This window comes from Streptomyces sp. ISL-1 (genome assembly GCF_018614585.1).
GTDB lineage: Bacteria > Actinomycetota > Actinomycetes > Streptomycetales > Streptomycetaceae > Streptomyces > Streptomyces maoxianensis.
The window spans coordinates 16,609-38,110 of sequence record NZ_JAGGOI010000036.1; the positions used below are offsets into that span (position 1 = coordinate 16,609).

General features: G+C 69.1%; 20 protein-coding genes. 8 read left to right on the forward strand and 12 right to left on the reverse strand.

What is annotated here, in order from left to right; translation table 11 throughout:
- The first annotated feature begins 198 nt into the window (after positions 1-198).
- Positions 199-1,200, forward strand: coding sequence for a porphobilinogen synthase (gene hemB, locus J7E87_RS25720; protein ID WP_215096913.1), 1,002 nt, complete (start codon positions 199-201; stop codon positions 1,198-1,200).
- Between the two features lie 58 nt (positions 1,201-1,258).
- Here the strand turns inward: hemB and J7E87_RS25725 are convergent, their stop codons facing one another.
- Positions 1,259-1,915, reverse strand: coding sequence for a TetR/AcrR family transcriptional regulator (locus tag J7E87_RS25725; protein ID WP_215096914.1), 657 nt, complete (start codon positions 1,913-1,915; stop codon positions 1,259-1,261).
- A 101-nt stretch (positions 1,916-2,016) separates the two neighbouring features.
- Here J7E87_RS25725 and J7E87_RS25730 point away from each other — a divergent pair, with 101 nt between their 5' ends.
- Together J7E87_RS25730 and J7E87_RS25735 are read left to right on the forward strand one after the other, a co-directional pair.
- Entirely contained in the window at positions 2,017-2,181 is a 165-nt protein-coding gene (locus J7E87_RS25730; RefSeq protein ID WP_215096915.1) for a hypothetical protein, read from the forward strand.
- 54 nt (positions 2,182-2,235) lie between these two features.
- The gene (locus tag J7E87_RS25735; RefSeq protein ID WP_215096916.1) at positions 2,236-2,640 is read left to right on the forward strand and encodes a VOC family protein; all 405 of its coding nucleotides are present in this window, start codon (positions 2,236-2,238) and stop codon (positions 2,638-2,640) included.
- An 84-nt stretch (positions 2,641-2,724) separates the two neighbouring features.
- On the opposite strand, the gene J7E87_RS25740 is transcribed toward J7E87_RS25735, so the two are convergent.
- The 5 genes from J7E87_RS25740 to J7E87_RS25760 form a co-directional block, all read right to left on the reverse strand.
- Positions 2,725-5,496, reverse strand: a complete 2,772-nt coding sequence (locus tag J7E87_RS25740) for a S9 family peptidase (protein ID WP_215096917.1) — start codon at positions 5,494-5,496, stop codon at positions 2,725-2,727.
- 209 nt (positions 5,497-5,705) lie between these two features.
- Entirely contained in the window at positions 5,706-6,602 is an 897-nt protein-coding gene (locus J7E87_RS25745) for a chitinase (RefSeq protein WP_215096978.1), read from the reverse strand.
- Positions 6,603-6,736: 134 nt separating this feature from the next.
- Positions 6,737-7,495: a DUF4253 domain-containing protein gene (locus J7E87_RS25750; RefSeq protein WP_215096918.1), complete on the reverse strand. Its 759-nt coding sequence runs from the start codon at positions 7,493-7,495 to the stop codon at positions 6,737-6,739.
- 35 nt (positions 7,496-7,530) lie between these two features.
- Positions 7,531-7,767: a DUF397 domain-containing protein gene (locus tag J7E87_RS25755; protein WP_215096919.1), complete on the reverse strand. Its 237-nt coding sequence runs from the start codon at positions 7,765-7,767 to the stop codon at positions 7,531-7,533.
- Positions 7,764-8,588 carry a helix-turn-helix transcriptional regulator gene (locus J7E87_RS25760; protein ID WP_215096920.1) on the reverse strand — a complete coding sequence of 275 codons (825 nt, stop codon included), beginning with the start codon at positions 8,586-8,588 and terminating at the stop codon, positions 7,764-7,766. The genes J7E87_RS25755 and J7E87_RS25760 overlap by 4 nt, the downstream gene beginning before the upstream one ends.
- Positions 8,589-8,701: 113 nt before the next feature.
- Here J7E87_RS25760 and J7E87_RS25765 point away from each other — a divergent pair, with 113 nt between their 5' ends.
- Entirely contained in the window at positions 8,702-9,118 is a 417-nt protein-coding gene (locus tag J7E87_RS25765) for an ATP-binding protein (protein ID WP_215096921.1), read from the forward strand.
- Here the strand turns inward: J7E87_RS25765 and J7E87_RS25770 are convergent.
- A complete protein-coding gene (locus tag J7E87_RS25770; RefSeq protein WP_215096922.1) occupies positions 9,102-9,977 on the reverse strand; it encodes an NAD(P)-dependent oxidoreductase in 876 nt (291 codons plus the stop codon). The genes J7E87_RS25765 and J7E87_RS25770 overlap by 17 nt on opposite strands.
- Before the next feature lie 193 nt (positions 9,978-10,170).
- On the opposite strand from J7E87_RS25770, the gene J7E87_RS25775 reads away from it, so the two are divergent.
- Positions 10,171-10,440, forward strand: coding sequence for a DUF1876 domain-containing protein (locus tag J7E87_RS25775; protein ID WP_215096923.1), 270 nt, complete (start codon positions 10,171-10,173; stop codon positions 10,438-10,440).
- Between the two features lie 56 nt (positions 10,441-10,496).
- Here J7E87_RS25775 and J7E87_RS25780 read toward each other — a convergent pair whose 3' ends face one another.
- Positions 10,497-11,177: a DUF4232 domain-containing protein gene (locus tag J7E87_RS25780; protein ID WP_215096924.1), complete on the reverse strand. Its 681-nt coding sequence runs from the start codon at positions 11,175-11,177 to the stop codon at positions 10,497-10,499.
- Between the two features lie 324 nt (positions 11,178-11,501).
- Here J7E87_RS25780 and J7E87_RS25785 point away from each other — a divergent pair, with 324 nt between their 5' ends.
- On the forward strand, positions 11,502-12,818 hold the full coding sequence (locus tag J7E87_RS25785; protein ID WP_215096925.1) for a helix-turn-helix transcriptional regulator: 1,317 nt from the start codon (positions 11,502-11,504) through the stop codon (positions 12,816-12,818).
- Positions 12,819-12,859: 41 nt separating this feature from the next.
- Here the strand turns inward: J7E87_RS25785 and argS are convergent, their stop codons facing one another.
- Positions 12,860-14,659 (reverse strand): arginine--tRNA ligase, encoded by a 1,800-nt coding sequence (gene argS / locus J7E87_RS25790; RefSeq protein WP_215096926.1) that lies wholly within the window; start codon positions 14,657-14,659, stop codon positions 12,860-12,862.
- 192 nt (positions 14,660-14,851) lie between these two features.
- On the opposite strand from argS, the gene lysS reads away from it, so the two are divergent.
- Positions 14,852-16,585, forward strand: coding sequence for a lysine--tRNA ligase (gene lysS, locus J7E87_RS25795; RefSeq protein WP_215096927.1), 1,734 nt, complete (start codon positions 14,852-14,854; stop codon positions 16,583-16,585).
- A 145-nt stretch (positions 16,586-16,730) separates the two neighbouring features.
- Here lysS and J7E87_RS25800 read toward each other — a convergent pair whose 3' ends face one another.
- From J7E87_RS25800 to J7E87_RS25810, 3 genes are all read right to left on the reverse strand, one after another.
- The gene (locus tag J7E87_RS25800) at positions 16,731-18,125 is read right to left on the reverse strand and encodes a DUF2637 domain-containing protein (protein WP_251018009.1); all 1,395 of its coding nucleotides are present in this window, start codon (positions 18,123-18,125) and stop codon (positions 16,731-16,733) included.
- A 152-nt stretch (positions 18,126-18,277) separates the two neighbouring features.
- Complete coding sequence (locus J7E87_RS25805) at positions 18,278-19,006, reverse strand: DUF3558 domain-containing protein (protein ID WP_215096929.1); 729 nt, start codon at positions 19,004-19,006, stop codon at positions 18,278-18,280.
- Positions 19,007-19,130: 124 nt separating this feature from the next.
- Complete coding sequence (locus J7E87_RS25810) at positions 19,131-19,988, reverse strand: DUF3558 domain-containing protein (protein ID WP_215096930.1); 858 nt, start codon at positions 19,986-19,988, stop codon at positions 19,131-19,133.
- Between the two features lie 170 nt (positions 19,989-20,158).
- Between J7E87_RS25810 and J7E87_RS25815 the strand changes: the two genes are divergently transcribed.
- Entirely contained in the window at positions 20,159-21,415 is a 1,257-nt protein-coding gene (locus J7E87_RS25815) for an RtcB family protein (protein WP_215096931.1), read from the forward strand.
- The last annotated feature ends 87 nt before the right edge of the window (positions 21,416-21,502 follow it).

The window sequence follows — 21,502 nt, forward strand, 5'->3', positions numbered from 1 at the left end:
GACCCCGCGCCTCAAACGCCGGCGGGGCTGAACTTCAGCCCGTCCGGCGATTGAGGGCATGCGGCCGAAGGTCGCATTCGGGGTCTGGGGCTTGCCCCAGTTCGGGAAGGGGCGGGTGTGGGGAACAACCCCTCGCTCCCGCCCGCGCCGACGGGCTGTCGGTACGTGTGACCCCCGGACGGGCGTAGCGTTGCCGCTATGACTGCGTACGGATCCTTTCCCGGCGCGCGGCCGCGGCGGCTGCGCACGACCCCCGCGATGCGGCGCATGGTCGCCGAGACCCGGCTGCATCCCGCCGATCTGATCCTTCCCGCGTTCGTACGGGAAGGGATCAGCGAGCCCGTCGCCATCTCCGCGATGCCCGGCGTGGTCCAGCACACCCGCGACACTCTCCGTAAGGCCGCCGTCGAGGCGCTTGAGGCGGGCGTCGCCGGAATCATGCTCTTCGGCGTGCCGGAGGATGAGAAGAAGGACGCCCTCGGGTCCGCGGGTCTGGACCCGGACGGGATTTTGCAGGTCGCCCTGCGGGACGTCCGGGCCGAGGTCGGGGACGAGCTCGTGATCATGTCGGACGTGTGCCTCGACGAGTACACGGACCACGGGCACTGCGGCGTACTGGACGAGCACGGCCGAGTGGACAACGACGCGACCTTGGAGCGGTACGCCGAGATGGCGCAGGTCCAGGCCGACGCCGGCGCCCATGTCGTCGGGCCCAGCGGCATGATGGACGGCCAGGTCGGCGTCATCCGCGATGCGCTCGACGCCATCGGCAAGGAGGACGTGTCGATCCTGGCCTACACGGCCAAATACTCCTCTGCCTTCTACGGGCCGTTCCGCGAGGCCATCGGCTCCTCGCTCCGGGGTGACCGCAAGACCTACCAGCAGGACTCGGCCAACGTCCGTGAGTCCCTGCGGGAGTTGGCGCTGGACCTGGAAGAGGGCGCGGACATGGTGATGGTCAAGCCCGCCGGTCCGTATCTCGATGTGCTGGCGAAGGTCGCGGACTCGGTGGACGTGCCGGTCGCCGCGTACCAGATCAGCGGTGAGTACGCGATGGTCGAGGCAGCCGCCGAGAAGGGCTGGATCGACCGGGACAAGGCGATCGCCGAGACGCTGCTGGGTATCAAGCGCGCGGGCGCGAGCATGATCCTCACCTACTGGGCGACGGAGGTCGCGCAGGGGCTCGGCGCAGGTCGCTGACGAAGGAACTCCCGACGGCCCGGTGCGCGCACGCGCACCGGGCCGTCCGCCGTACCGGTCACGCGACGGCGTAGTCCCCGAGGGCCGGTTCGAGCATGTCGAAGGCACGGGCAGCCTCGTCCGCGACGGCCTGGGCGATGTCGTCGTTGGTACGGTCCGCGAGGGTGAGCTCCTGGATACGCCGGAACAGCACCCGGTGCACCGCGCCGAGCAGGGCCGCGGCCGTACGCGGGGTGATGTCGGCGGTGGCCGAACCGGTGGCCTGGGCCAGGGCGTTGGCGAGGGCCTCCTCGCGCCGGTCGTGCAGGCTGCGCAGACACACCGACAGAGTGGGGCTGTCGTCGATCATGCGGGCGAAGTCCGGGCCGGCGAATCCAGCGACCGGGTTCTGCGCCGCGACGGCGGTCTCGAACGCGTGGCGCAGCGCCGTGAGGGCGGACTCTCCGGCACCTCGGGTCGCCACCGTGTGCGCCAGGCTCCCGACGAACTCCTCCTGGTGGTCCAGAGCCATGTCCTCCTTGCGCGGGAAGTAGTTGGTCACCGTCTTCTTGGCCACGCGCGCGGCGACGGCGATCTCGGCGATGGTCGTCTCCTCGAAGCCCTGAGCGATGAAGAGCCTGGTCGCCTGGTCGGAGATCAGTTGCCGTGTCTCGCGCTTCTTGGACTCCCGTAGCCCGGTCATCGGCTCGACCGCAGTGCTCGTCTCGTTACCCATGAGGGAATCTTACATCGGTAGCAAATTTATGTTGACATCTATGGTGCGTCCAAACTAAGTTTACGTCCATCGTAAGTTTCTCTCCCGAAGGGATGCCTCGTATGCAGCATGTCGACATCGCCAAGGCCCTCGCCGACCAGGCCGACGCCGACAACCGCGCCGCTCGCCGGGGTTCGGGGCGACGGCAGTCCGCGCAGATCCCGCCCGCCCGCTTCCGGGACAGCACCGTCCGCGCACGCAACCTCCCGCGTCGCCGCTCGTACTGACCGCCGCCGAGACTTCTGCCCCTGTCAACTCCCCTTTGCCTGAAGGAGCCTGCCTTGCAGATCACCACTTCCACCGTCTCGCTCACCGTCGACGATGTGGCCGCCTCCCAGGCCTTCTTCACGGGTCACCTCGGCTACCAGGAGCAGGCCGTCGCCGAAGGCTTCGCCGCCCTCACCCGGCCCGACGCCGCGGTGGACATCGTCCTGCTGCGGCGCGGCATCGAGGTCCTGCCCGAGGACCAGCGCGACCGGCACGCGGGAGGCCTGATCCTCGCCTTCACCCTCACCGGGCTGGAGGCGGAGGAGAAGCGGCTGCGTGACGAGGGCGTTGAGATCACCATGCCGTTGCGCGAGGAGCCGTGGGGTGAACGCCTCTTCCAGATCACCGACCCCAACGGGCTGATCGTCCAGTTCGTCGAATGGGTCAGCCCCGCCGACGCTCCGGGGGAGAGCATGTGAGCGACGCAAGTCACTGACGAAGGACGCAGACGCGGGCGTGAACCGGGGTCCCGGCTCACGCCCGCGTGACCAACGCGGCTGCGTCTACGGCGCGTCGAGCACCGTGCCGGTCAGGACCGGGCCCTCTGGCTTGCCCTCGTCGTCGGTGGCCCGGAGGCCCACGTACTCCGTCGGCTCGGCCACCTGGTCGCGGACCGTGGGCACGGGCACCTCGGCGCTCGTCCTGCCGGCCGGTACCCCGGCCCACAGGTAGGCGTACTCCAGCTGGGACAGCGGCACTTCACCGTCCGGGACCTCGCCGAGCATGTCGAGCAGCCACTGGCGGTCGACGTCCTTGGTGGACAGTTCGGGGCTGCCCGGGACGGGGACGATCCGCAGCGTCTTCGTCAACTCCACGTCGGCGGGCGCGGACAGGGAGATCTGCCACTTGAGGGGCAGCCCCTCGGTCACCTTGTCGGCGACCGGCTTCACGGTGATCTCGGGCATCGGGTCGTCGTTCTCGGCGATGACCCCGCCGGCGTGCGAGCCGACGACGGTTCCGCGGACCGCCTTCACGAGCACGTCGTGGGACACGTCCCAGGCGTACCGCTTGTTGCCCTTCACCTGCACCTTCACATCGATGCTGCTACCACCGGGCCGCACTGTCACCAGCTGGTCCTTCGCCTTGCCGGTGGCCGGGTCGAGGACGTACATCCGCACCGTGCCGCTGCCCTTCCCGGACACTCGGACGGGCACCTGGTACGTACGGACGCCCGAGTCGCCCTCCTTGACCTTCAGGCGACCGATGTCGAGACGGGCCAGTGAGGATTCCCTCACGGCGGGGGTGCCGGGGCTCCACGCCCAGGCGTCCATCAGCCACGCCTGTCCGGAGCCGGTGCGCGGGGTCAGCTCCAGAGAGGCGATGTGGCGCAGGTCGAGGCCGGCGCGGGTGGCCGCGGTGAGCGGTACGCGCACCTCGCGCGCCCAGTAGGAGGCGGTGCGGTCGCTGCCCGGGAGGCCGTCCACCTGCACGCGACCGAGGTTCGCCCGCTTGCCGGAGGTGTCGGTGACGGACACGTCGAGCTGTGTGCCGGTGGAGTTCGGCGGCACGAAGACGCGCAGCGCGAGGCTCTTGGCCCCCTTGACGGAGAGCGGCTTCTCGGGGCGGACCTTCACCGCCGAGCCGGGCGCGGTCCAGCGCAGGGCCACGGCGCGGCGGCCGGTCTCGCGTTCCGGCGCCCAGTGCGCGAAGTGCGGCGAGGAGCCCCCCGCCGCCGCGTCCAGGCAGGCGGTGCGCGGGTCGGGATCTATCGCGGAGCACAGCCGTCCGCCGGTCACCTTCACGGAGCCGTCCGGCAGGAACCCGGCGCCGCGGTTCGCGCCGACCGCGTGGGTCAGCACCCGCGCGGGATCTACGGAGGGGGCACGGCGGCCCGAGCCGTCGAGCAGTTCGCGCACCCGGTCGTCACCGGCGACGAACAGCCGGGCCGCGGCGGCGATGTAGGTGGCGCCGGCCCGGTGCTGCTGGTCGGCGGTCAGCCGGGTCGCGGTGCCCGGCGAGCACACCGGGTCCGGCTGCTCGGGGTCGTGCCAGAAGTCGTCGTCGGCGGGCGCCTGGGCCTGGCCCGGCGTCCACTCGCCGTTGAAGTAGTTGTGGTTGGCTCCGACCATGTAGACCGCGCTGTGCAGGGCCTTGCCCCGGCTGACCCCTCGGGTGCCGTCGGCGTACACCTGGCCCTGGAGGTCGGAGACGTCACCGTCGCAGCCCGGCAGGATCGTCAGCGACGGCACGTCCGGCACCGGGTTCTGGCCGAAGATCGTCGGCCCGATGAGCACGGTTCCGCGGATGTGCCAGCGCACCGCGCCCCGGTAGCCGTCCTGGGCGGGCGGGGGCGGGTACAGGCTGTCCATGGCGGCGCGGTTGACGCCCTCGCCGCCGCGCGAGTGGCCGACGAGCAGGACGCGGGACAGGTCGGCCTTCGGCGTCTTGCGTACGGCCGCGGGTGCCGTGGACGGCTTGGCGGCCCAGTCGGCCCAGCGGGCGAGGTGGCTGCGTACCAGGGAGGAGCGCGCCTGCGCGCCGCCGTCCTCGGCGTTCCCGTCCTGGCCGTTGATGCCGTTGGCGGAGATCGACACGGTCACATAGCCCTGGGAGGCCAGCAGTTCCTGGTCCCGCAGATAGCCCCGGTGGCTCGGGATCGGCTTGGCGCCCTTGGCGCAGGGCCAGTCGATGTTCACCTCCTCGCTGCCCGGGACGTAGCAGGTGGCATGCCGGCCGTGCAGGAACAGCGCGACCGGACGCTTGCCCTTGGCGTCCTTCGGTGCGACGACGACGCCGCGCATCTCGACGGGCGCGGAGAAGCCGGGCAGGCGGACCGGGTCGAGTGCGTACTCGCCGGTGAGAGTGCGGTACGTGCCGGGCTTGCCCGGGTCGACGGAGCCGGCCGGAAGCTTGGCAGGCGGTTTCGCGGCGGACGGGGAGCGCCGGTCACGAGCGCCGCCGGCCTCCTGGTCCAGCCGCCGGCCGGCCGCCAGCACCTGAAGATCCGCCAGATCCGCTGTGCGCGCGTCGTCGAGTGGCAGCCGGAAGGTCCGGCCGTCCTTCTCCGGCTCGGGCACGCCGACCAGCTTGCCGTCGGCGTGGAACTCCACGCGCGCGTCGCCCGCCGGCACCGGGCGCGGGGAACGCCACTCCAGCGCGTGCTCCCCATCGGTGTTCGTGATCCGCCAGCCGGGCGGCAGGCCGTCCTGGTCGTTCGCCGCCGTGACGGGTGTGACATCAGGCGGCTGCGGCCGGCTGTGAGCCACTGCCGGCGACACCCCCGCCACCGTGAGCACCGCTATCGCGGTGGCCCATATTCTCCGGGCACGTATCAACGCTCTCTCTCCTCAACCCCCCGACCGGGACGCCCGGTTGGGCCCGGGTGCCTCTTGACCCCGGAGGACGGGGAGGAGATCGCGTGGGTTGCCTGGGGGCGCGTGAACAGAGAGTGGCCACCGTGACTGTGGCGCGAAATGGGGCTCACATGGCTGACCGCGGGCCGGGGGAGTGTTCTCCCCGGCCCGCGGTCTGTTTGGGGGTGGCGTCAGCAGTACAGGTTGGAACCTGTCGGCACGCCCAGGATCTGCGTGAACCGCGTGTAGTTGTTCACGCGGCTCTGCACCTGCGCCGGGTTCTTGCCGTCGCATTCGAGCGAGCCGTTGATGGAGCGGATGGTCTGGCCGAAGCCGGCCTGGCTGACCATCGCGTTGTGCGGGGTCATCGTGCCGGGGCCGTTCTGCGTGTTCCAGTACCAAAGGCCCGTCTTCCAGGCCACCGCGGCGTCGTTCTGCACAAGCCAGGGGTTGCCCAGCAGATCGATGCCGAGCGCGTCGCCCGCCGCCTTGTAGTTGAAGTTCCAGCTGAGCTGGATCGGCCCGCGGCCGTAGTACGCGGCCTGGCCGGCCGGGCAGCCGTACGGTTGGCTCCAGTCGCAGTAGTGCGGGTAGTTGGCCTGGTTCTGCTCCACGATGTGGACCAGACCGCCCGTCTCGTGCGAGACGTTGGCGAGGAAGGCCGCGGCCTCCTGCTTCTTGACCGTGCCACTGCCAGTGTTCGCGAAGCCCGGGTACGCACCGAGAGCCGCCTTCAGCCCGCTGTACGTGTAGAACGAATTCCGGTTCGGGAACATCTGGTTGAACTGCGCCTCGCTCACCACGAAGCCCGACGGGGACGGGTTCCCGCCGCCGCTGCAGGTGTACGGGTCCCAGTACCAGGTGCTGATGATGGGGTCGTAACCCGGGTTGTCGTGCTCGGCTATGTAGTACTTGCCGTCCGTGTATTTGACAACGTTGCCAGTGCCGTACCAAGTGCCCGCGGACCAGTTGGGCGCGGAGGTGCAGGCGTCCGCGGTGGCGGCGGTGGCGGCGGGCATGAAGACCGCCGCCAGTCCGCTTCCTACGAGGATGGCGATCAGCAACGCGATGATGCGGTGTCGTCTCAGCACGCGATCACTCCTTAGCACGCAACGGCCGTGCCGTGGTGGGGGGTTGTGCAACTCACTCAAGCGTGCTTGACGTGATCGAGTCAAGGTATAGACCAATGCGATTCGGGGTCAGCCGAAATCCGCTCCTGTGCTCAGTCCCACCAGAACGTCCAGTGCTGCTTCCCCAGCAGGCCCTCCGCCGCATACTCGCGGATCGTGTCGTACCCCTGCCGGACGTTGTCCGGGCAGAACGCGTGGTGCTCGGCGGCGACGGCGAGCGCATCCGTCATCGTGCTGGGCGGGGCCGCGACGGACACGTCCAGGCGGTCGAAGTGGAGCGCGACGACGCGCAGGCCGAAGCGGTTCTCCCAGGAGCGCAGGACGGTGGACAGCAGACCGGTGTCCCAGTGGTTGCCGGCGGCGGTCCAGCCCAGCGCGCTGAGAATGTCCGCGCTACGGCGTACGGGAATCAGCCCGGCCCGCGCGCCGGGCAGCCGACCGGCGTCCAGCAGCTCGGCGGCGACGCGTGCGGCCGTGACGTCGGGGTCGGCCACCGGCTCGCCCGCGGGGGCGAGGCCCGGCCACTCGGGTGTGAACGGGGCGATGGTGTCCGCGTCGTCCTCGGCCTCGTTCTCTGCCATGTCGTAGTCCCACAGGGACGCCAGGACCTCTTCGGCGTCGTGGTCGTCCGGATGCGACACACGGTCGAGATCGAGACCCTGGTCCCAGGGGAGGGAGCGGTCCTCGTCGTTGACGAGCAGGACCGGGTGCAAGCCAGACGCCTCGCGGGCGGGGAGCAGGCGCGCCCAAGTGTCGTGCTGAGCGGGCTCGTTCGCGTACCAGAGGGACGGCTGGACGCGCATGGCACCGGACGGCAGGTCCAGGCCGAGTGCGTTCGGGTTGATCACCATGCAAGCGACCTTATGGGTCGCCACTGACAATTGGCTCAGAGCAGGGTGGCGGTGAACGCGGCCCAGGTGGCGGGGGTGAGGGTGAGCATGGGGCCGTCGGGATTCTTGGAGTCCCGGACGTGGACGGCGACGGGGTGGGTGGCTACCTCGACGCAGGCGCCGCCCTGCTCGCTGCTGTACGTGGACTTGCGCCAGGCGTAAGCGACTTCCAAGCACTCGCCGCCTTCGCTGCCGCTGTAGCTGGACTTGAACCACTCAAGTGCGGTGCTCATTGCTCTCCTAGCAGCCGGTCCAGCAGGCCCTTCGTTTCCTCAGGGTTGAGGGCCTGCGTCCGCAGCATCGCATATTTCTGCGCGAGGATGCTGACCTCGTCCGGGTCCGAGATGAGCTGACTGCCGCGTTGCGTTTCGGTGTACGCGAGATGCTGATGGTCAGGGGTTTCGAGCAGGATGAAAGGACCGTCAAGCGCTGCGTGGGTCTGCCGGTTGAGTGGCATGACCTGGAAGGTGAAGCCAGGAAGGTCGGCGCAGGCGCGGAGGTGCCGGAGGGTTTCCCGATACACCCTGTCACCGCCCAGGCGGGCCAGGAGGATCGCCTCCGAGAGGATGAAGCTGGCCGTCGGGGGGACCTTGCGGTGCAGAATCTCCTGGCGTTCCAATCGGGCGGCCACGAGGGCGTTGATTTCCTCCTCACTGAAGGTGGGGACTCGGTTGCGGAAGACGGCTCCGGCGTAACTCTCCGTCTGGAGCAGGCCCGGCAGTACCTGGTTCGCGAAGAAGGACATCGCGATGGCGTCGCGCTCGATATCCATGTACTGCTCCGCCCACGCCGGGATCAGGTCGATCTCCGGCATGTTGTCCACCGCCGTCTGCAGCGCCTTCTTCGTCTCCAGGACCCGGTCCAGCACTCTCGCCAGATCCGGCTTCAGCGGGCGGCGGCCCTGCTCCACAGACGCGATCGTCTCCTCGTGCACGCAGACGCGGTCGGCCAGTTCGCGCTGCGTAAGCCCGGCGGTCTCCCGGAACTGGCCCACCAGCGCGCCCACGAGCTTCATCGCCGACGCGTTCTTCCGCTGCCGCTTTCTGGGGTGCATGCCCGTCCAACTCCCCACCCGTATCCGTGCGTCACGCACTGCGGGCCCGTACGGATTTCTTGTACGGGCTCGCGTACTGCACCACCGTAGTCACGGGGAGTGACGCTCGTCTCATGGATGACGTCATTCAACAACGCTGTCTGCGCGAGCAGTTCTACCGCCGTGAACTGCGATCCGTGCCCGCTGCCAGGAGGTTCGCACGGACCGCAGTGACCGACTGGGGCCTCGGGGCCCGTATCGACGACGTACTGCTCTGCGTGAGCGAGCTGGCCACCAACGCCCTTGTGCACGGTGTGCCACCGGGGCGCGGCTACCGGCTGAAGCTGTGGCTGTACGGCGGGGCAGGGGACGGGCTGCTCCGTATCGAAGTGCACGACAGTGGCGACGGGCAGCCCGGGGTGCGGGAGCCGGACGGGGAGTCGGGGCGGGGGTTGTTGCTCGTGGCCGCGCTCGCCGACAAGTGGGGGGTCGGGGAGCGCGATCCGGGCAAGATCGTGTGGTGCGAGTTCGCTGTCAGCCCCGGACCTTGAGCAGGTCGGCGATACGGGACAGGCCGTCGGCCTCGTAACCCTCTGCCATCGCGCGGTCCAGGATCGCCTGGAACGGCTCGAACAGATCAGTTCTGACGCCCTGGTCGCGGAAGGCGGCAAGGAAATTGGGGAACGCCGCGTGGTTGACCGCGATGCTGGACACGTCCGTGAGGTGCCCGCCCGAATCGATGGCCTCGGCCCACTCGGGCGCGCCCCCGAGCATCGCGCTGATCCAGGGGATCAGGAGTTCGGAGAATTCGGTGGCCGGGATGTTCTCCGTACGTACGAGGGCGAAGGCCTGCATGACGCCGAGGACCATGCCGTACATGCCGGTCAGCAGTGCCAGGTCGTGCAGGGCCGCGAGGCCCGGGTCGGTGCCGGTCCACTTGGTGCCGCCGAGGGCGGCGAGGGTGGGGCGGTGGGTCTCGTAGGCCTGCTCGTCACCGCTGTAGAGGACGTACGCGTGCGGGCCCGCGATCATCTGCGGTACGGCCATGATGCCGCCGTCGATGTAGCGGGCGCCGTGCTTGGCGGCCCAGGCGGCCAGGTCGCGGGCCTGGGCGGGGGTGCCGTTGGTGAGGTTGACCAGGGTCTTGCCGGCGACGGCGTCGGGGAGGGTGGCGAACAGCTTTTCGACGTTGTCGTTGGTCAGCAGGCACAGGACGACGAGCGGGCTCTCGGTCACCGCCTCGGCGGCGGTCTCGGCCGGCAGCGCGCCCTGGGCGACCAGCGGGCCGGTCTTGGCGGCCGATCTGTTCCAGACGGTGACGGGGTGCCTGGCTTTCAGGAAGGCGGCGGCGAGGGCGGAGCCCATCATTCCGAGGCCGAGTACGGAGACGGGGGGCTTGTTCGCGGGCATTGCGGAACTCCTCCGGAAAGGGAATGCGAGATGCGGGATGACTTCCGATCCTTGCCGGGCGGTAAAAAGGGAACAAGTACCGACTAATAAGTCGGATACCCACCATCCGGTAAGTAACGGATCGGGTAAGTGCTGTGGTGATCTCCGGCCGGGCGGCGCACTCTGGAAGAAGTACCGCTGGAGGTGATCCGCCATGCAGACACTCGTCGGATGGCACATCGAGATGGAGTTCCAGGAAGAAGGCGACCGGACGAGGGCGGCCGCCATGGTGAGGCTCGGCGACGGCACGGAAATGCGCGGCCACGGCAATGCTCAGCGTCACCATTCCGACCCCGAGCAGCTGCGGGTGGGCGAGGAGATCGCGGGCGCACGGGCGCTCATGGACATCGCCTCGCAACTGCTGCAGAAGGCCCACACGGAGATCGACGAAGCGTCGGGCAGAACATCGCGCCCGCTGATGTGACAGGAATGCGGTGACAGCCCCACCGGGGAACCGGTGGGGCTGTCGCGTGGCGTGCGTCAGTACGTGAGCGCGTCGGACATGTCGCTCTGCCAGTAGCTGACCGCCGCGGTGTCGTCGGTGTACGTGTCCGCGGGGAGGGTGAGCACGTGGGGGTCGCCGATGGAGCCTGAGCCGTCGCGCGGGGCGAAGATGACGGCGAGGGTCTTTGCCGTACCCCCGTTCTGACCGCTGCCGTCCGCGGAGGCCAGGAGGATCGACGCGTACCCGGACTGCCTGGGGGCGAGCGTGACGACCGCCTGCGGCTTGCTCTCGTCCATGATCGGGGTGGCGGCCTGGCCGTCGTCGAAGCGGAGGAGCGGGGCGTGGTAGGCGTTGCACGCCTTGGAGCCGGTGTTGGTGACGGTGAGCAGCAGATGGTTGATGGGGCGGCTCACCTTGGTGACGGTGACCTTGGTGTTCGCGTCGGTGCAGGCGGTGGTGACGGGGCCGGAGCCGCCGCCGGCCTTTCCGTCGCCCTTGGGGGTGGGCTTGGCGTCCGCCGTGGGCTGCTTGGTCCTGTCCGCTGCCGGGGACTTGGCGTCGGGCGCGGGCTCGGTACTGCCGGCCGCCGGGGCGCTGGTGGACGGGGCCGACGCGCTGGGCTTCTTTCGGTCGTCGGCGTTGTCGTCGGCGCTCTGGCACGCGGTCAGTGACAGGGCGGCCAGCAGAGCGGTGGCGGCTACGGCGGCGTTGCGCATGGTGTTCGGTTCTCCCCGTGTGGACGGTCTCTGGTGAGTAGTTGGGTCACCAGTGGGTCAAGTAGTGGGTCAGTAGTGGCGGATGAGGGTCGTGACGATCGCGGTCGCCGCGATCAGTACGAGTACCGCCACGGCGTCAATGAGGCTGTCGCAGATACGGCTTCGCATCGATCACAGGTTGGGCCGCGGCGGATTCCGGCCGCAACAGGCCCTGAACCATTGGGGATGCTGGAACGCTTGCGCGTACTGTGACCTGGGCGGATTTCACGTCCCTGGAACGGCGTTCCGGGACAGTCGGCGGGGTTCACAAGGGGGAATACGGCAGTGGCGACGCCAGAGGCCGAGGAGTTCGCGGATCTGCTCAGAGAACTCAAGGACCGCTCCGGACGCAGCTATGGCGTGCTCGCGGGCAAGCTCCACGTCAGTACGTCCACGCTCCACCGGTACTGCAACGGCGACGCCGTTCCGACCGAGTACGCCCCGGTGGAGCGGCTCGCGCGGCTCTGCGCGGCGACGCCGGACGAGCTGGTGGCGCTGCACCGGCGCTGGATTCTGGCGGACGGGGCGCGGAAGCGGGCGCGGTTGGAGGGCGCGGCTCCGGAGGGGGTGGCGGAGGCGGCCTCCGAGGTCGTCCCTGAGATCGCTCGCGAGCCCGCGTCCGAGGCCGCCCCCGAGCCTGAGCCCGCTCCCGAGGCCGAGCCTGAGCCCGCTCCCGAGGCCGACGCCGCGCCGCGCGCCCGTGACCCCAGGCGGTTGCGGATCGGCTTTGCCGCGGGGGCCGTTGTCGCCTTCGCCGTGCCCGCCGCGTTCGTCGCCGGCCACGCGGTCACAGGGGACGCGGACGGGAAGAGGACCGGCGCGGTCTCGGGTACAAGCGCCCCGCCAGTCACCGCCGCGCCCCGTTCCATGCACCCGAGCGCCTCGGTCGGCGGGACCCCTTCCGCGAGCACATCGCCGAGCGGGAGTCCGTCGGCCTCACCGTCACGGAGCCGAGCGCCCGCGCCCCCGGCGACGGTCGGCGTACCGCTGCGCGTGGGCGTCAGCTCGTACAACTGGGAAGAGCCCTGCGGGCAGTACTACTTGCTGGACCAGGCTCCGGAGGCCGTCCCGCCGCCGCCCGCGCCGCAGGACAACCGGGGCTGGGCCCGCGCGCTGGGCGGGGTGGACGGCGGCCACATATTTCTTCAGCTGACCGCGACGGGCAAGACAGCGGACTCGGTGGTGCTGAATGCCGTGCACGTACGGGTCGTTGCGCGCAGCGCACCCCTCGACTGGAAGGCGTACTCGATGTCGTACGGCTGCGGTGGCGGCATCACTCCGCAGACCTTCGACATCGACCTGGACGCGGCGCACCCACTGGTGAAGCCCGTGGCGGGACAGGACGGCGACACCGTCGTGCCCGCCAAGGACTTCCCGTACAAGGTCGCGTCCAACGATCCGCAGGTGCTCAACCTCGACCTCCACACCGAGGGACACGACGTCAGCTGGTACCTGGAGCTCGACTGGAGCAGCGGGGACCGGCGGGGCACGGTGCGTGTCGACGACGGCGGGAAACCGTTCCGTACGAGCGCGATCGAAGGGCGGACCGAGTACGGGTACTGGCCGGACAAGAGCGCGTGGGTCGAGCAGTCCGGCTCCTGAGGGCTCCTGAGGGCCCCTGGGCGTGCCAGGGGCCCCTGGGGTCAGAGACGCTCGGGGGTGCGGATGCCGAGGAGCGCCATGCCCTGGTGGAGCGTTCGGCCGGTCAGGTCGCACAGGAACAGACGGTTCTCGACGAGCTCCGGCGGGTTGTCGGCGCTGAGCACCTGGCACTGGTCGTAGAACGTCGTGAGGTGCGAGGCGAGTTGGTAGAGGTACGCGGCCAGCTTGTGCGGCTCGTGCGAGGACGCAACCTCGGACAGCACCTCGCCGAACTGGTCCAGATGCAGGCCCAACGCCCGCTCCGCCGGTGCCAGTTCGAGCTCCGGGTGGGCGGCCGGCTTGACGTCGCCCGCCTTGCGGAGGATCGACTGGATACGGGCGTAGGCGTACTGGAGATACACGGACGTGTCGCCGTTGAGCGACACCATCTGGTCCAGGTCGAACTTGTAGTCCCGGGCCGCGGAGGTGGACAGGTCCGCGTACTTCACCGCGCCGATGCCGACGTACCGGCCGTTCTCGACGATCTCCTCCTCGGTGAGGCCGACCTTCTCGGCCTTCTCGCGCACGACCGCCGTCGCCCGCTCCACCGCCTCGTCCAGCAGGTCCACCAGCCGCACCGTCGCGCCCTCACGGGTCTTGAACGGCTTACCGTCCTTGCCGAGCACCGTGCCGAACGCCAGCTGGACGGCCTTGACGTCGTCGTTCAGCCAGCCGGCCCGGCGGGCGGTCTCGAAGACCATCTTGAAGTGCAGGGACTGCCGGGCGTCCACGACGTAGATGAGCGTGTTCGCCTTGAGGTTCTGCACCCGGTCGCGGATGGCGGAGAGGTCGGTGGCCGCATAGCCGTAGCCGCCGTTGCTCTTCTTGACGATGAGCGGGGTCGGGTTGCCGTCCGGTCCCTTCACGTCGTCGAAGAAGACGCACAGCGCACCCTCCGAGCGGACCGCCACGCCCGACTCCTCCAGGAGGCGGCAGGTCTCGTCGAGCATGTCGTTGTAGCCGGACTCGCCGACGATGTCGGCGTCGTGGATCTCCATGTCGAGCTTGTCGAAGACCGAGTAGAAGTAGATCTTCGACTCGTCGACGAACCGCTGCCAGTGGGCACGCGTCTCGGGGTCCCCGGCCTGCAGGTCCACAACCCGGTTACGGGCGCGGTCCTTGAACGCCTCGTCGGAGTCGAAGAGCGCGCGCGAAGCCTTGTAGATGCGGTTCAGGGAGGACATGGCCTCCTCGCCGGAGACCTCCGCGACGCCCTCGTGGTCCAGCTCGTGCGGGTGCTCGATCAGATACTGGATGAGCATGCCGTACTGGGTGCCCCAGTCGCCGATGTGGTGGCGCCGGATCACCTTCTCGCCCGTGAACTCCAGGATCTGCACCATCGCGTCGCCGATCACAGCGGAGCGGAGGTGGCCGACGTGCATCTCCTTGGCCACGTTCGGCTGGGCGTAGTCGACGACCGTCGTGCCCGCGTTCTCGGCGTACGGAACACCGAGCCGGTCGTCGGCGGCGCGCGCGGCGAGGGTCTTCACGATCGCCTCGTCGGTGAGCGTGATGTTGAGGAAGCCGGGGCCCGAGACCTCGATCTCCTTGAGCTCGTCATTGAGGCCGATTCCCTCGACGACCTTGGCCGCCAGCTCGCGCGGATTGACCTTCAGCTTCTTGGCGAGGGCCAGGATGCCGTTGGCCTGGAAGTCGGCCCGGTCGCTTCGGCGCAGCATGGGGTCTCCCCAGCCCGCAGGGCGAGGGGAAGGGTCGGCGGGCCCGGTCTCTCGCAGAGCTGCCGAGAGGGCGTCCGCGAGGCGCTGCTGCACGGTCGAAGCGAGGGAAGGGACCGAGGCCATGAGCTTCCGTTCCTGTCGAGGTGTCGGGGGGTGTCTGGACGGTTGTCAAGTATCCCATGGAGACACAAGCCATTTCCCGCGAGAATGGCGGGGGAGCGGGCAACCCCGGAGGGGTGCCTCCCGTCTGGGAGAATGGTTTACATCCCAAGCAACCGAACCGACCCGAGTAACCCGAGCATCAAGGACGAGGACGTGCCGATCGTGGCTCAGAGCAGCACCGAGACCGACTGGGTCTCCCGTTTCGCGGACGAGGTCATCGCCGAGTCGGAGCGACGTGCGCCTGGCAAACCGGTGGTCGTCGCGTCCGGCCTGTCGCCCTCCGGCCCGATCCACCTGGGCAATCTGCGTGAGGTGATGACCCCGCACCTGGTCGCCGACGAGGTCCGGCGGCGTGGTCACGAGGTCCGGCATCTGATCTCCTGGGACGACTACGACCGGTACCGCAAGGTGCCGGCCGGGGTGCCCGGTGTGGACGACTCCTGGGCCGAGCACATCGGCAAGCCGCTGACCTCGGTGCCCGCACCGAAGGGTTCGGCCTACCCGAACTGGGCCGAGCACTTCAAGGCCTCGATGATCGAGTCCCTGGCAGAGCTGGGCGTGGAGTACGACGGCATCAGCCAGACCGAGCAGTACACGGCGGGTGCGTACCGCGAGCAGATCCTGCACGCGATGAGGAACCGCTCGAAGATCGACGCGATCCTCGAGCAGTACCGCACCAAGAAGGCTCCGGCGAAGAAGTCGCAGAAGCCGTTGGACGAGGCGGAGCTGGAGGCGGCGGAGGGTTCCGGCGCGGCCGCCGACGACGACGGCAGCGGGGGCGCCGGGGGCTACTACCCGTACAAGCCCTACTGCGGGCAGTGCGAGACGGACCTGACGACCGTCACGTCGTACGACGACGAGACGACCGAGCTGACGTACACCTGCTCGGCGTGCGGCTTCGGGGAGACGGTACGGCTGAGCGAGTTCAACCGCGGCAAGCTGGTCTGGAAGGTCGACTGGCCGATGCGCTGGGCGTACGAGGGCGTGATCTTCGAGCCGAGCGGCGTCGACCACTCGTCGCCCGGGTCGTCGTTCGTCGTCGGCGGGCAGATCGTGCGGGAGATCTTCGACGGTGTGCAGCCGATCGGCCCGATGTACGCGTTCGTGGGGATCAGCGGCATGGCGAAGATGTCGTCCTCGCGCGGTGGCGTTCCCACGCCGGCCGACGCGCTGAAGATCATGGAGCCGCAGCTGCTGCGCTGGCTGTACGCGCGGCGGCGGCCGAACCAGTCCTTCAAGATCGCCTTCGACCAGGAGATCCAGCGGCTCTACGACGAGTGGGACAAGCTGGACGCCAAGGTCGCGGACAGGACGGCGCTGCCCGCGGACGCGGCCTCGCACTCGCGGGCGGCGCGTACCGCCGCGGGTGAACTGCCGCGTACGCCGCGCCCGCTGCCGTACCGCACGCTCGCCTCGGTCGTCGACATCACGGCAGGCCACGACGAGCAGACGATCCGCATCCTGAGCGACCTGGATCCGGAGAACCCGCTGTCCTCGCTGGATGAGGTCCGGCCCCGGCTGGACCGCGCCGAGAACTGGATCACCACCCAGGTGCCGGCCGACCAGCGCACCCTGGTGCGCGAGGAGCCGGACACGGAGCTGCTCGGCTCGCTGGACGAGGAGGGGCGCGAGTCGCTGCGGCTGCTGCTCGAGGGGCTGGACACGCACTGGTCGCTGAACGGTCTGACGACGCTGGTCTACGGAGTGCCGAAGGTGCTGGCGGGCCTGGAGCCGGACGCCAAGCCGACGCCGGAGCTGAAGGGCGCGCAGCGGTCGTTCTTCGCGGTGCTGTACCACCTGCTGGTGGGCAAGGACACGGGGCCGCGGCTGCCGACGCTGCTGCTGGCGGTGGGCGCGGACCGGGTGCGGAAGCTGCTCGGCGCGTAGGTACGGAGTTGTGGAGGGCCGCTGTCCGGTTCGGGCCGGGCGGGGGCCCTCCGCTCGTTGACCGGGGCATTCGGGGATTTCGGGGTGTTCAGGGTGTTCGGGCTGTTTCGGTAGGTTTGTCAGCGAGCTGTCCGCGGGCCGTCCGCTAGGCGATGTGCTCGGCTTCCAGGTCCGCCTGGTAACGGTTCCTGAACGCCGGGATCAGCCGGCGCAGCAGCGCGGAGCCGCGGGGGTGCTGGACGCCGTGGCCGTCGTTGAGGTGTATGTCGAGTTGCTCGGCGCTGGGGAAGTCTCCGTGCTGCTGCACGTACGTCCGGAAGACCGGGTACGCGAGTTCGGCGAACTCCTCGTCCTCCGCCGGACCGGGGACGGCAGGCCCCTCCAGCGTCTCGTCAACCCGCTCGGGGAAGGCCTGGTGCTCCGGCTGCTGGGCCTCCGTACGCCGGCCGGGGACCATGCCGCCGAGAGGGCGGGTGCGGCCCGGGCCCGAGGGGACGCGTACCGCGGTGGGCTCCAGGCCCTCGACGTACGTCGGATTGAAGCCGTTCTCGTATGCCTCCTGCGGCACCTGCGGCGCGGCGAACCAGGGGTTCGGGTGGGCGTCCGAGCCGTCCTGACCGGGTTGCTGCGGTTGCTGCGGTTGGGACTGCGGCTGCTGCGCCGCGTACTGCTCCTGCTGCGGGACGAATTGCTGCTCGTACTGCTGCTCGAACTGCTCCCGGTACTCGTCGTGCTCCTGCGGCCGCTCCTGCCCGCGCGGCAGCTCAGGCTGGACCTGCGGCTGGCCCTGGACCTGGCCCTGGACGCGAGGTTGCGACTCGACCTGGGGCTGGGGCTGGGGAGCCGGGGGTATCAGCGCAGGCTCGACGCCCGCCGCGGCCAGCCCCGCGGGGGCCGTCTCCGAGAGGGGTACGCCGTACTTCGCCAGCCGCAGCGGCATCAGCGACTCGATCGGGGCCTTGCGTCTCCAGCCCCGCCCGAACCGGGCCTGGAGGCGTGCCTGATAGATCAGCCGGTCCTGCTCCAGCCTGATGACCTGCTCGTAACTGCGCAGTTCCCACAGCTTCATCCGGCGCCACAGCCTGAACGTGGGGATGGGGGACAGCAGCCAGCGGGTGAGGCGTACGCCCTCCATGTGCTTGTCCGCGGTGATGTCCGCGATCCGGCCCACCGCGTGCCGCGCGGCCTCGACCGAGACGACGAACAGCACCGGGATGACCGCGTGCATGCCGACGCCGAGGGGGTCGGGCCAGGACGCGGCGCCGTTGAAGGCGATCGTGGCGACCGTCAGCAGCCAGGCCGTCTGGCGCAGCAGCGGGAACGGGATGCGCATCCACGTCAGCAGCAGATCCAGCGCGAGCAGGACGCAGATGCCCGCGTCGATGCCGATGGGGAAGACGAGGGAGAAGTCGCCGAAGCCCTTCTGCACGGCGAGCTCGCGTACGGCGGCGTACGACCCGGCGAAGCCGATCGCGGCGATGATCACCGCGCCCAGAACGACGACGCCGATAAGTATTCGGTGCGTGCGTGTCAGCTGCATCGCTGCCACCCGCGATCCCCTCCCGTTTTCGAATCCAGCGGGCACAGCCTGGCACACGCTTGCGGAGCCCGTGCTTCCGGGCGTGCTTCCAACGGGTTACGGGCTCCGTCAACAGGCGGTGGCCGGGACTTACTTGAGGCGGTGGCCGGAACTTAACTGTTGGCGACGCCGACCGAGGCCACGGCCTCCTTGGCGGCCGCCACAGCGCTTTCCATCAGGTCGGCGGAGTCCGGGGACTTCGCGCCCGCGTAGCCGGTTCCGTTGTAGGTGAGCGTGATCACGACGTTGTCCGTACGTGTCACGATCGTGGCGTAGGAGAAATCCTCGCCGGTCTTCTTCAGCTCATAACGGATGGCGGTGCCCGCCTCGCCGACGCCCTTCGCTGGCGAGGTCTTGACGTTCTTCGCGCCCTCGGTGGCCTGCGCCTTGGAGATCTCCTTGGCGTAGTTGTTCTCCGCGCGCTTCTGGCCGCTGACGCCCAGGGAGGTCTCGGAGTCGTACCGGAGGAAGGAGACGTCGAACCAGCGGTACTGCGAACCCTTGACGCCGTTGTCGTCCAGACCGTTCCAGGAGCAACTGCCGCGGCTGGTGATATCGCTGGACTTGCCCGATGTGCCCGCCTTGGACTTCGTCGCCGGGACCAGCTTCTCGATCGTCTTCGTGGAGACCGACTTGCAGGGGTTGGGCAGCTTTGTGTACTTGGCGGGCGCGACAGTCGCGGGCTTCTGCCCGCCCTGCTGGTCCTGGGAGGCGGAGGACGAGGAGCCCGAGCCCTTGCCGGCGTCGGAGCCGGAGTCCGAGGAGCAGCCGGCGAGGACGAGCATCACCGGGACGGCTGCGCAGGCGAGTATGCGGGTGAGTCGCGGGGTTGAACGCTGCATGGTTCCTTCAGTCGATCGGTGGTGGTGTCCGTACGGTCGGCGAGGCCACGGTACGCGGACATGGTGCGTCCGCGGGTGTGTCTGTGGATACGTACGCCACTGACCGGCCGGTCCGACGGACCGGTCAGTTGCTGAACTCCTCCGCGAGCTTTTCGGCCAGACTCTGTGCCTTGTCCTGCAGTTCCTTGCTGTCCGGGACCTCTGTCGTACGGGCCGGCTGCGCGCCGTAGACGATGGTCACGATCACGTTCGATGTGCGGAAGACCACGCTCACGGTGCGGCGGTGTGCGGTGGATCCGGCACCCGCTCCGGTGAGGACGTCGTCGATGAAGGCGGCGTCGCCGAGGCCGTCGAGGACGCGGGGTTCGAGCCCCTCGGGAGTGCCGGAGGGGCTGCCGGAGGGAGTGCCCGCTGACGTTCCGCTCCCTGTCGGCGTCGGTGCCCCCGTCGGTGTCGGCACTGTGGACTTCGACGGGGACTGGAGCTGGAGGGAGCCGCCGGGCGTGGGCTTCTGGTCCTTCTCGTCGCGGGGGTCGACGGGGACCGGCAGCGAGGCCGCGGCCTGCTTCTTGGCGAAGACCTCCTGCGCCCGGTCGTCGTCGCTCACGGCCGCGTCGTACGAGACGACCCGCTCGAAGTCGACGCTCAGGGCGTGCGAGGCGTCCGGGGAGTCGGCCTTCCAGCCGCAGCCGACGCGGCGGTCGGTGTCGTAGGTGACGACGGCCGTGCCACGGAAGATCCTCTGCTGCTGTTCCTCGGGCAGCTCGGCGGCTCCGGGCAGCAGGTTCTTGAGAGCGGAGGGCTCGACGGAGCCGCACGGCTCGAGGAGCGTGCGGTACTTCCCGGGGGGAGCGACGGAGGACTTGGGACCGCCGGCCTTGGAGTCCATGGCGGAGCCTTCGGTGCTGGTGCCGGCGGTGCAGCCGGCGACGAGCGCCGCGAGGAGCGCCGCGAGGCCGGGTGCGTACGCCTTTCGTTGCACGGTCCCAGGCTCCCTTCGAGAGAAAAACGGTTGCCGCCCGATAGCGGCCGATGGACACAATGTCTATCGCACGCGCAGCCGTAGATGCCGGTCCGTTGAGTCCTTTGCGGGCCTTCGGGCCGGTTTTGCGCTTTGAGACTTTTATGGGCTTTCGGGGGAATTGAGGAAGTATGTCGTACGTAGAGGTACCGGGTGCCAAGGTGCCGATCCGGATGTGGGCCGACCCCTCGACGGTCGAGGGCGGCGCCATGCACCAGCTGCAGAACGTCGCCACACTGCCGTGGATCAAGGGCCTCGCCGTGATGCCGGACGTCCACTACGGCAAGGGCGCGACGGTGGGCTCGGTCATCGCGATGCACGGGGCGGTCTGCCCGGCGGCGGTCGGCGTCGACATCGGCTGCGGCATGTCCGCGGTGAAGACATCGCTGACCGCGAACGACCTGCCGGGTGACCTTTCCCGGCTGCGGTCGAAGATCGAGCAGGCGATTCCGGTCGGCCGGGGGATGCACGACGATCCGGTGGACCCGGGTCGGCTGCACGGTTTTCCGACGGCGGGATGGGGTGACTTCTGGGACCGGTTCGACGGGGTGGCCGATGCGGTCAAATTCCGTCAGGAGCGCGCGACAAAGCAGATGGGTTCACTCGGCAGTGGAAATCACTTCATTGAATTCTGTCTGGACGAGTCGGGATCGGTCTGGCTGATGCTGCACTCCGGATCCCGGAACATCGGCAAGGAACTCGCCGAGTACCACATCGGCGAGGCCCAGAAGCTGCCGCACAACCAGGGTCTGATCGACCGTGACCTGGCGGTCTTCATCGCGGACACGCCTCAGATGGCGGCGTACCGTAACGACCTTTTCTGGGCGCAGGAGTACGCGAAGTACAACCGCGCGATCATGATGGGGCTCTTCCAGGACGTGGTCCGCAAGGAGTTCAAGAAGGCGAAGGTGACCTTCGAGCAGGTCATCTCCTGCCAGCAGGAAGATGCCGAAGGTCAGATGAGGACCGTCGAGTACCGCCCTGGCGTGATCAGCTGCCACCACAACTATGTCAGCGAAGAGCGGTACGAGGGGATGGATCTGCTGGTCACCCGCAAGGGAGCCATCAGCGCGGGCTCGGGGGAGTGGGGGATCATCCCTGGTTCCATGGGTACGGAGTCGTACATCGTCCGCGGCCTGGGCAACCCGAAGTCGTTCAACTCTGCCTCGCACGGGGCCGGCCGGAGGATGAGCCGGAATGCTGCGAAGCGGAAGTTCACGGCGAAGGACCTGGAGGACCAGACGCGGGGTGTGGAGTGCCGCAAGGACTCCGGTGTCGTGGACGAGATCCCGGCCGCTTACAAGCCGATCAGTCAGGTCATTGATCAGCAGAAGGACCTGGTGCAGGTCGTCGCGAAGATCAAGCAGGTTATCTGCGTCAAGGGCTGAATCCGCACGCCATCGAGGGGCCGTGGACCGCGCACAGCGTGCGTCGTCCGCGGCTTCTCTCTTGTGGAGCGGTTCACCGACAGGGGG

Bases quoted from the DNA above. Each gene is read 5' to 3' on its own strand.
- hemB (WP_215096913.1), top strand. From the start codon at position 199: ATGACTGCGTACGGATCCTTTCCCGGCGCGCGGCCGCGGCGGCTGCGC.
- J7E87_RS25725 (WP_215096914.1), bottom strand. From the start codon at position 1,915: ATGGGTAACGAGACGAGCACTGCGGTCGAGCCGATGACCGGGCTACGG.
- J7E87_RS25730 (WP_215096915.1), top strand. From the start codon at position 2,017: ATGCAGCATGTCGACATCGCCAAGGCCCTCGCCGACCAGGCCGACGCC.
- J7E87_RS25750 (WP_215096918.1), bottom strand. From the start codon at position 7,495: ATGGTGATCAACCCGAACGCACTCGGCCTGGACCTGCCGTCCGGTGCC.
- J7E87_RS25755 (WP_215096919.1), bottom strand. From the start codon at position 7,767: ATGAGCACCGCACTTGAGTGGTTCAAGTCCAGCTACAGCGGCAGCGAA.
- J7E87_RS25760 (WP_215096920.1), bottom strand. From the start codon at position 8,588: ATGCACCCCAGAAAGCGGCAGCGGAAGAACGCGTCGGCGATGAAGCTC.
- J7E87_RS25765 (WP_215096921.1), top strand. From the start codon at position 8,702: ATGGATGACGTCATTCAACAACGCTGTCTGCGCGAGCAGTTCTACCGC.
- J7E87_RS25770 (WP_215096922.1), bottom strand. From the start codon at position 9,977: ATGCCCGCGAACAAGCCCCCCGTCTCCGTACTCGGCCTCGGAATGATG.
- J7E87_RS25775 (WP_215096923.1), top strand. From the start codon at position 10,171: ATGCAGACACTCGTCGGATGGCACATCGAGATGGAGTTCCAGGAAGAA.
- J7E87_RS25780 (WP_215096924.1), bottom strand. From the start codon at position 11,177: ATGCGCAACGCCGCCGTAGCCGCCACCGCTCTGCTGGCCGCCCTGTCA.
- argS (WP_215096926.1), bottom strand. From the start codon at position 14,659: ATGGCCTCGGTCCCTTCCCTCGCTTCGACCGTGCAGCAGCGCCTCGCG.
- J7E87_RS25800 (WP_251018009.1), bottom strand. From the start codon at position 18,125: ATGCAGCTGACACGCACGCACCGAATACTTATCGGCGTCGTCGTTCTG.
- J7E87_RS25805 (WP_215096929.1), bottom strand. From the start codon at position 19,006: ATGCAGCGTTCAACCCCGCGACTCACCCGCATACTCGCCTGCGCAGCC.
- J7E87_RS25815 (WP_215096931.1), top strand. From the start codon at position 20,159: ATGTCGTACGTAGAGGTACCGGGTGCCAAGGTGCCGATCCGGATGTGG.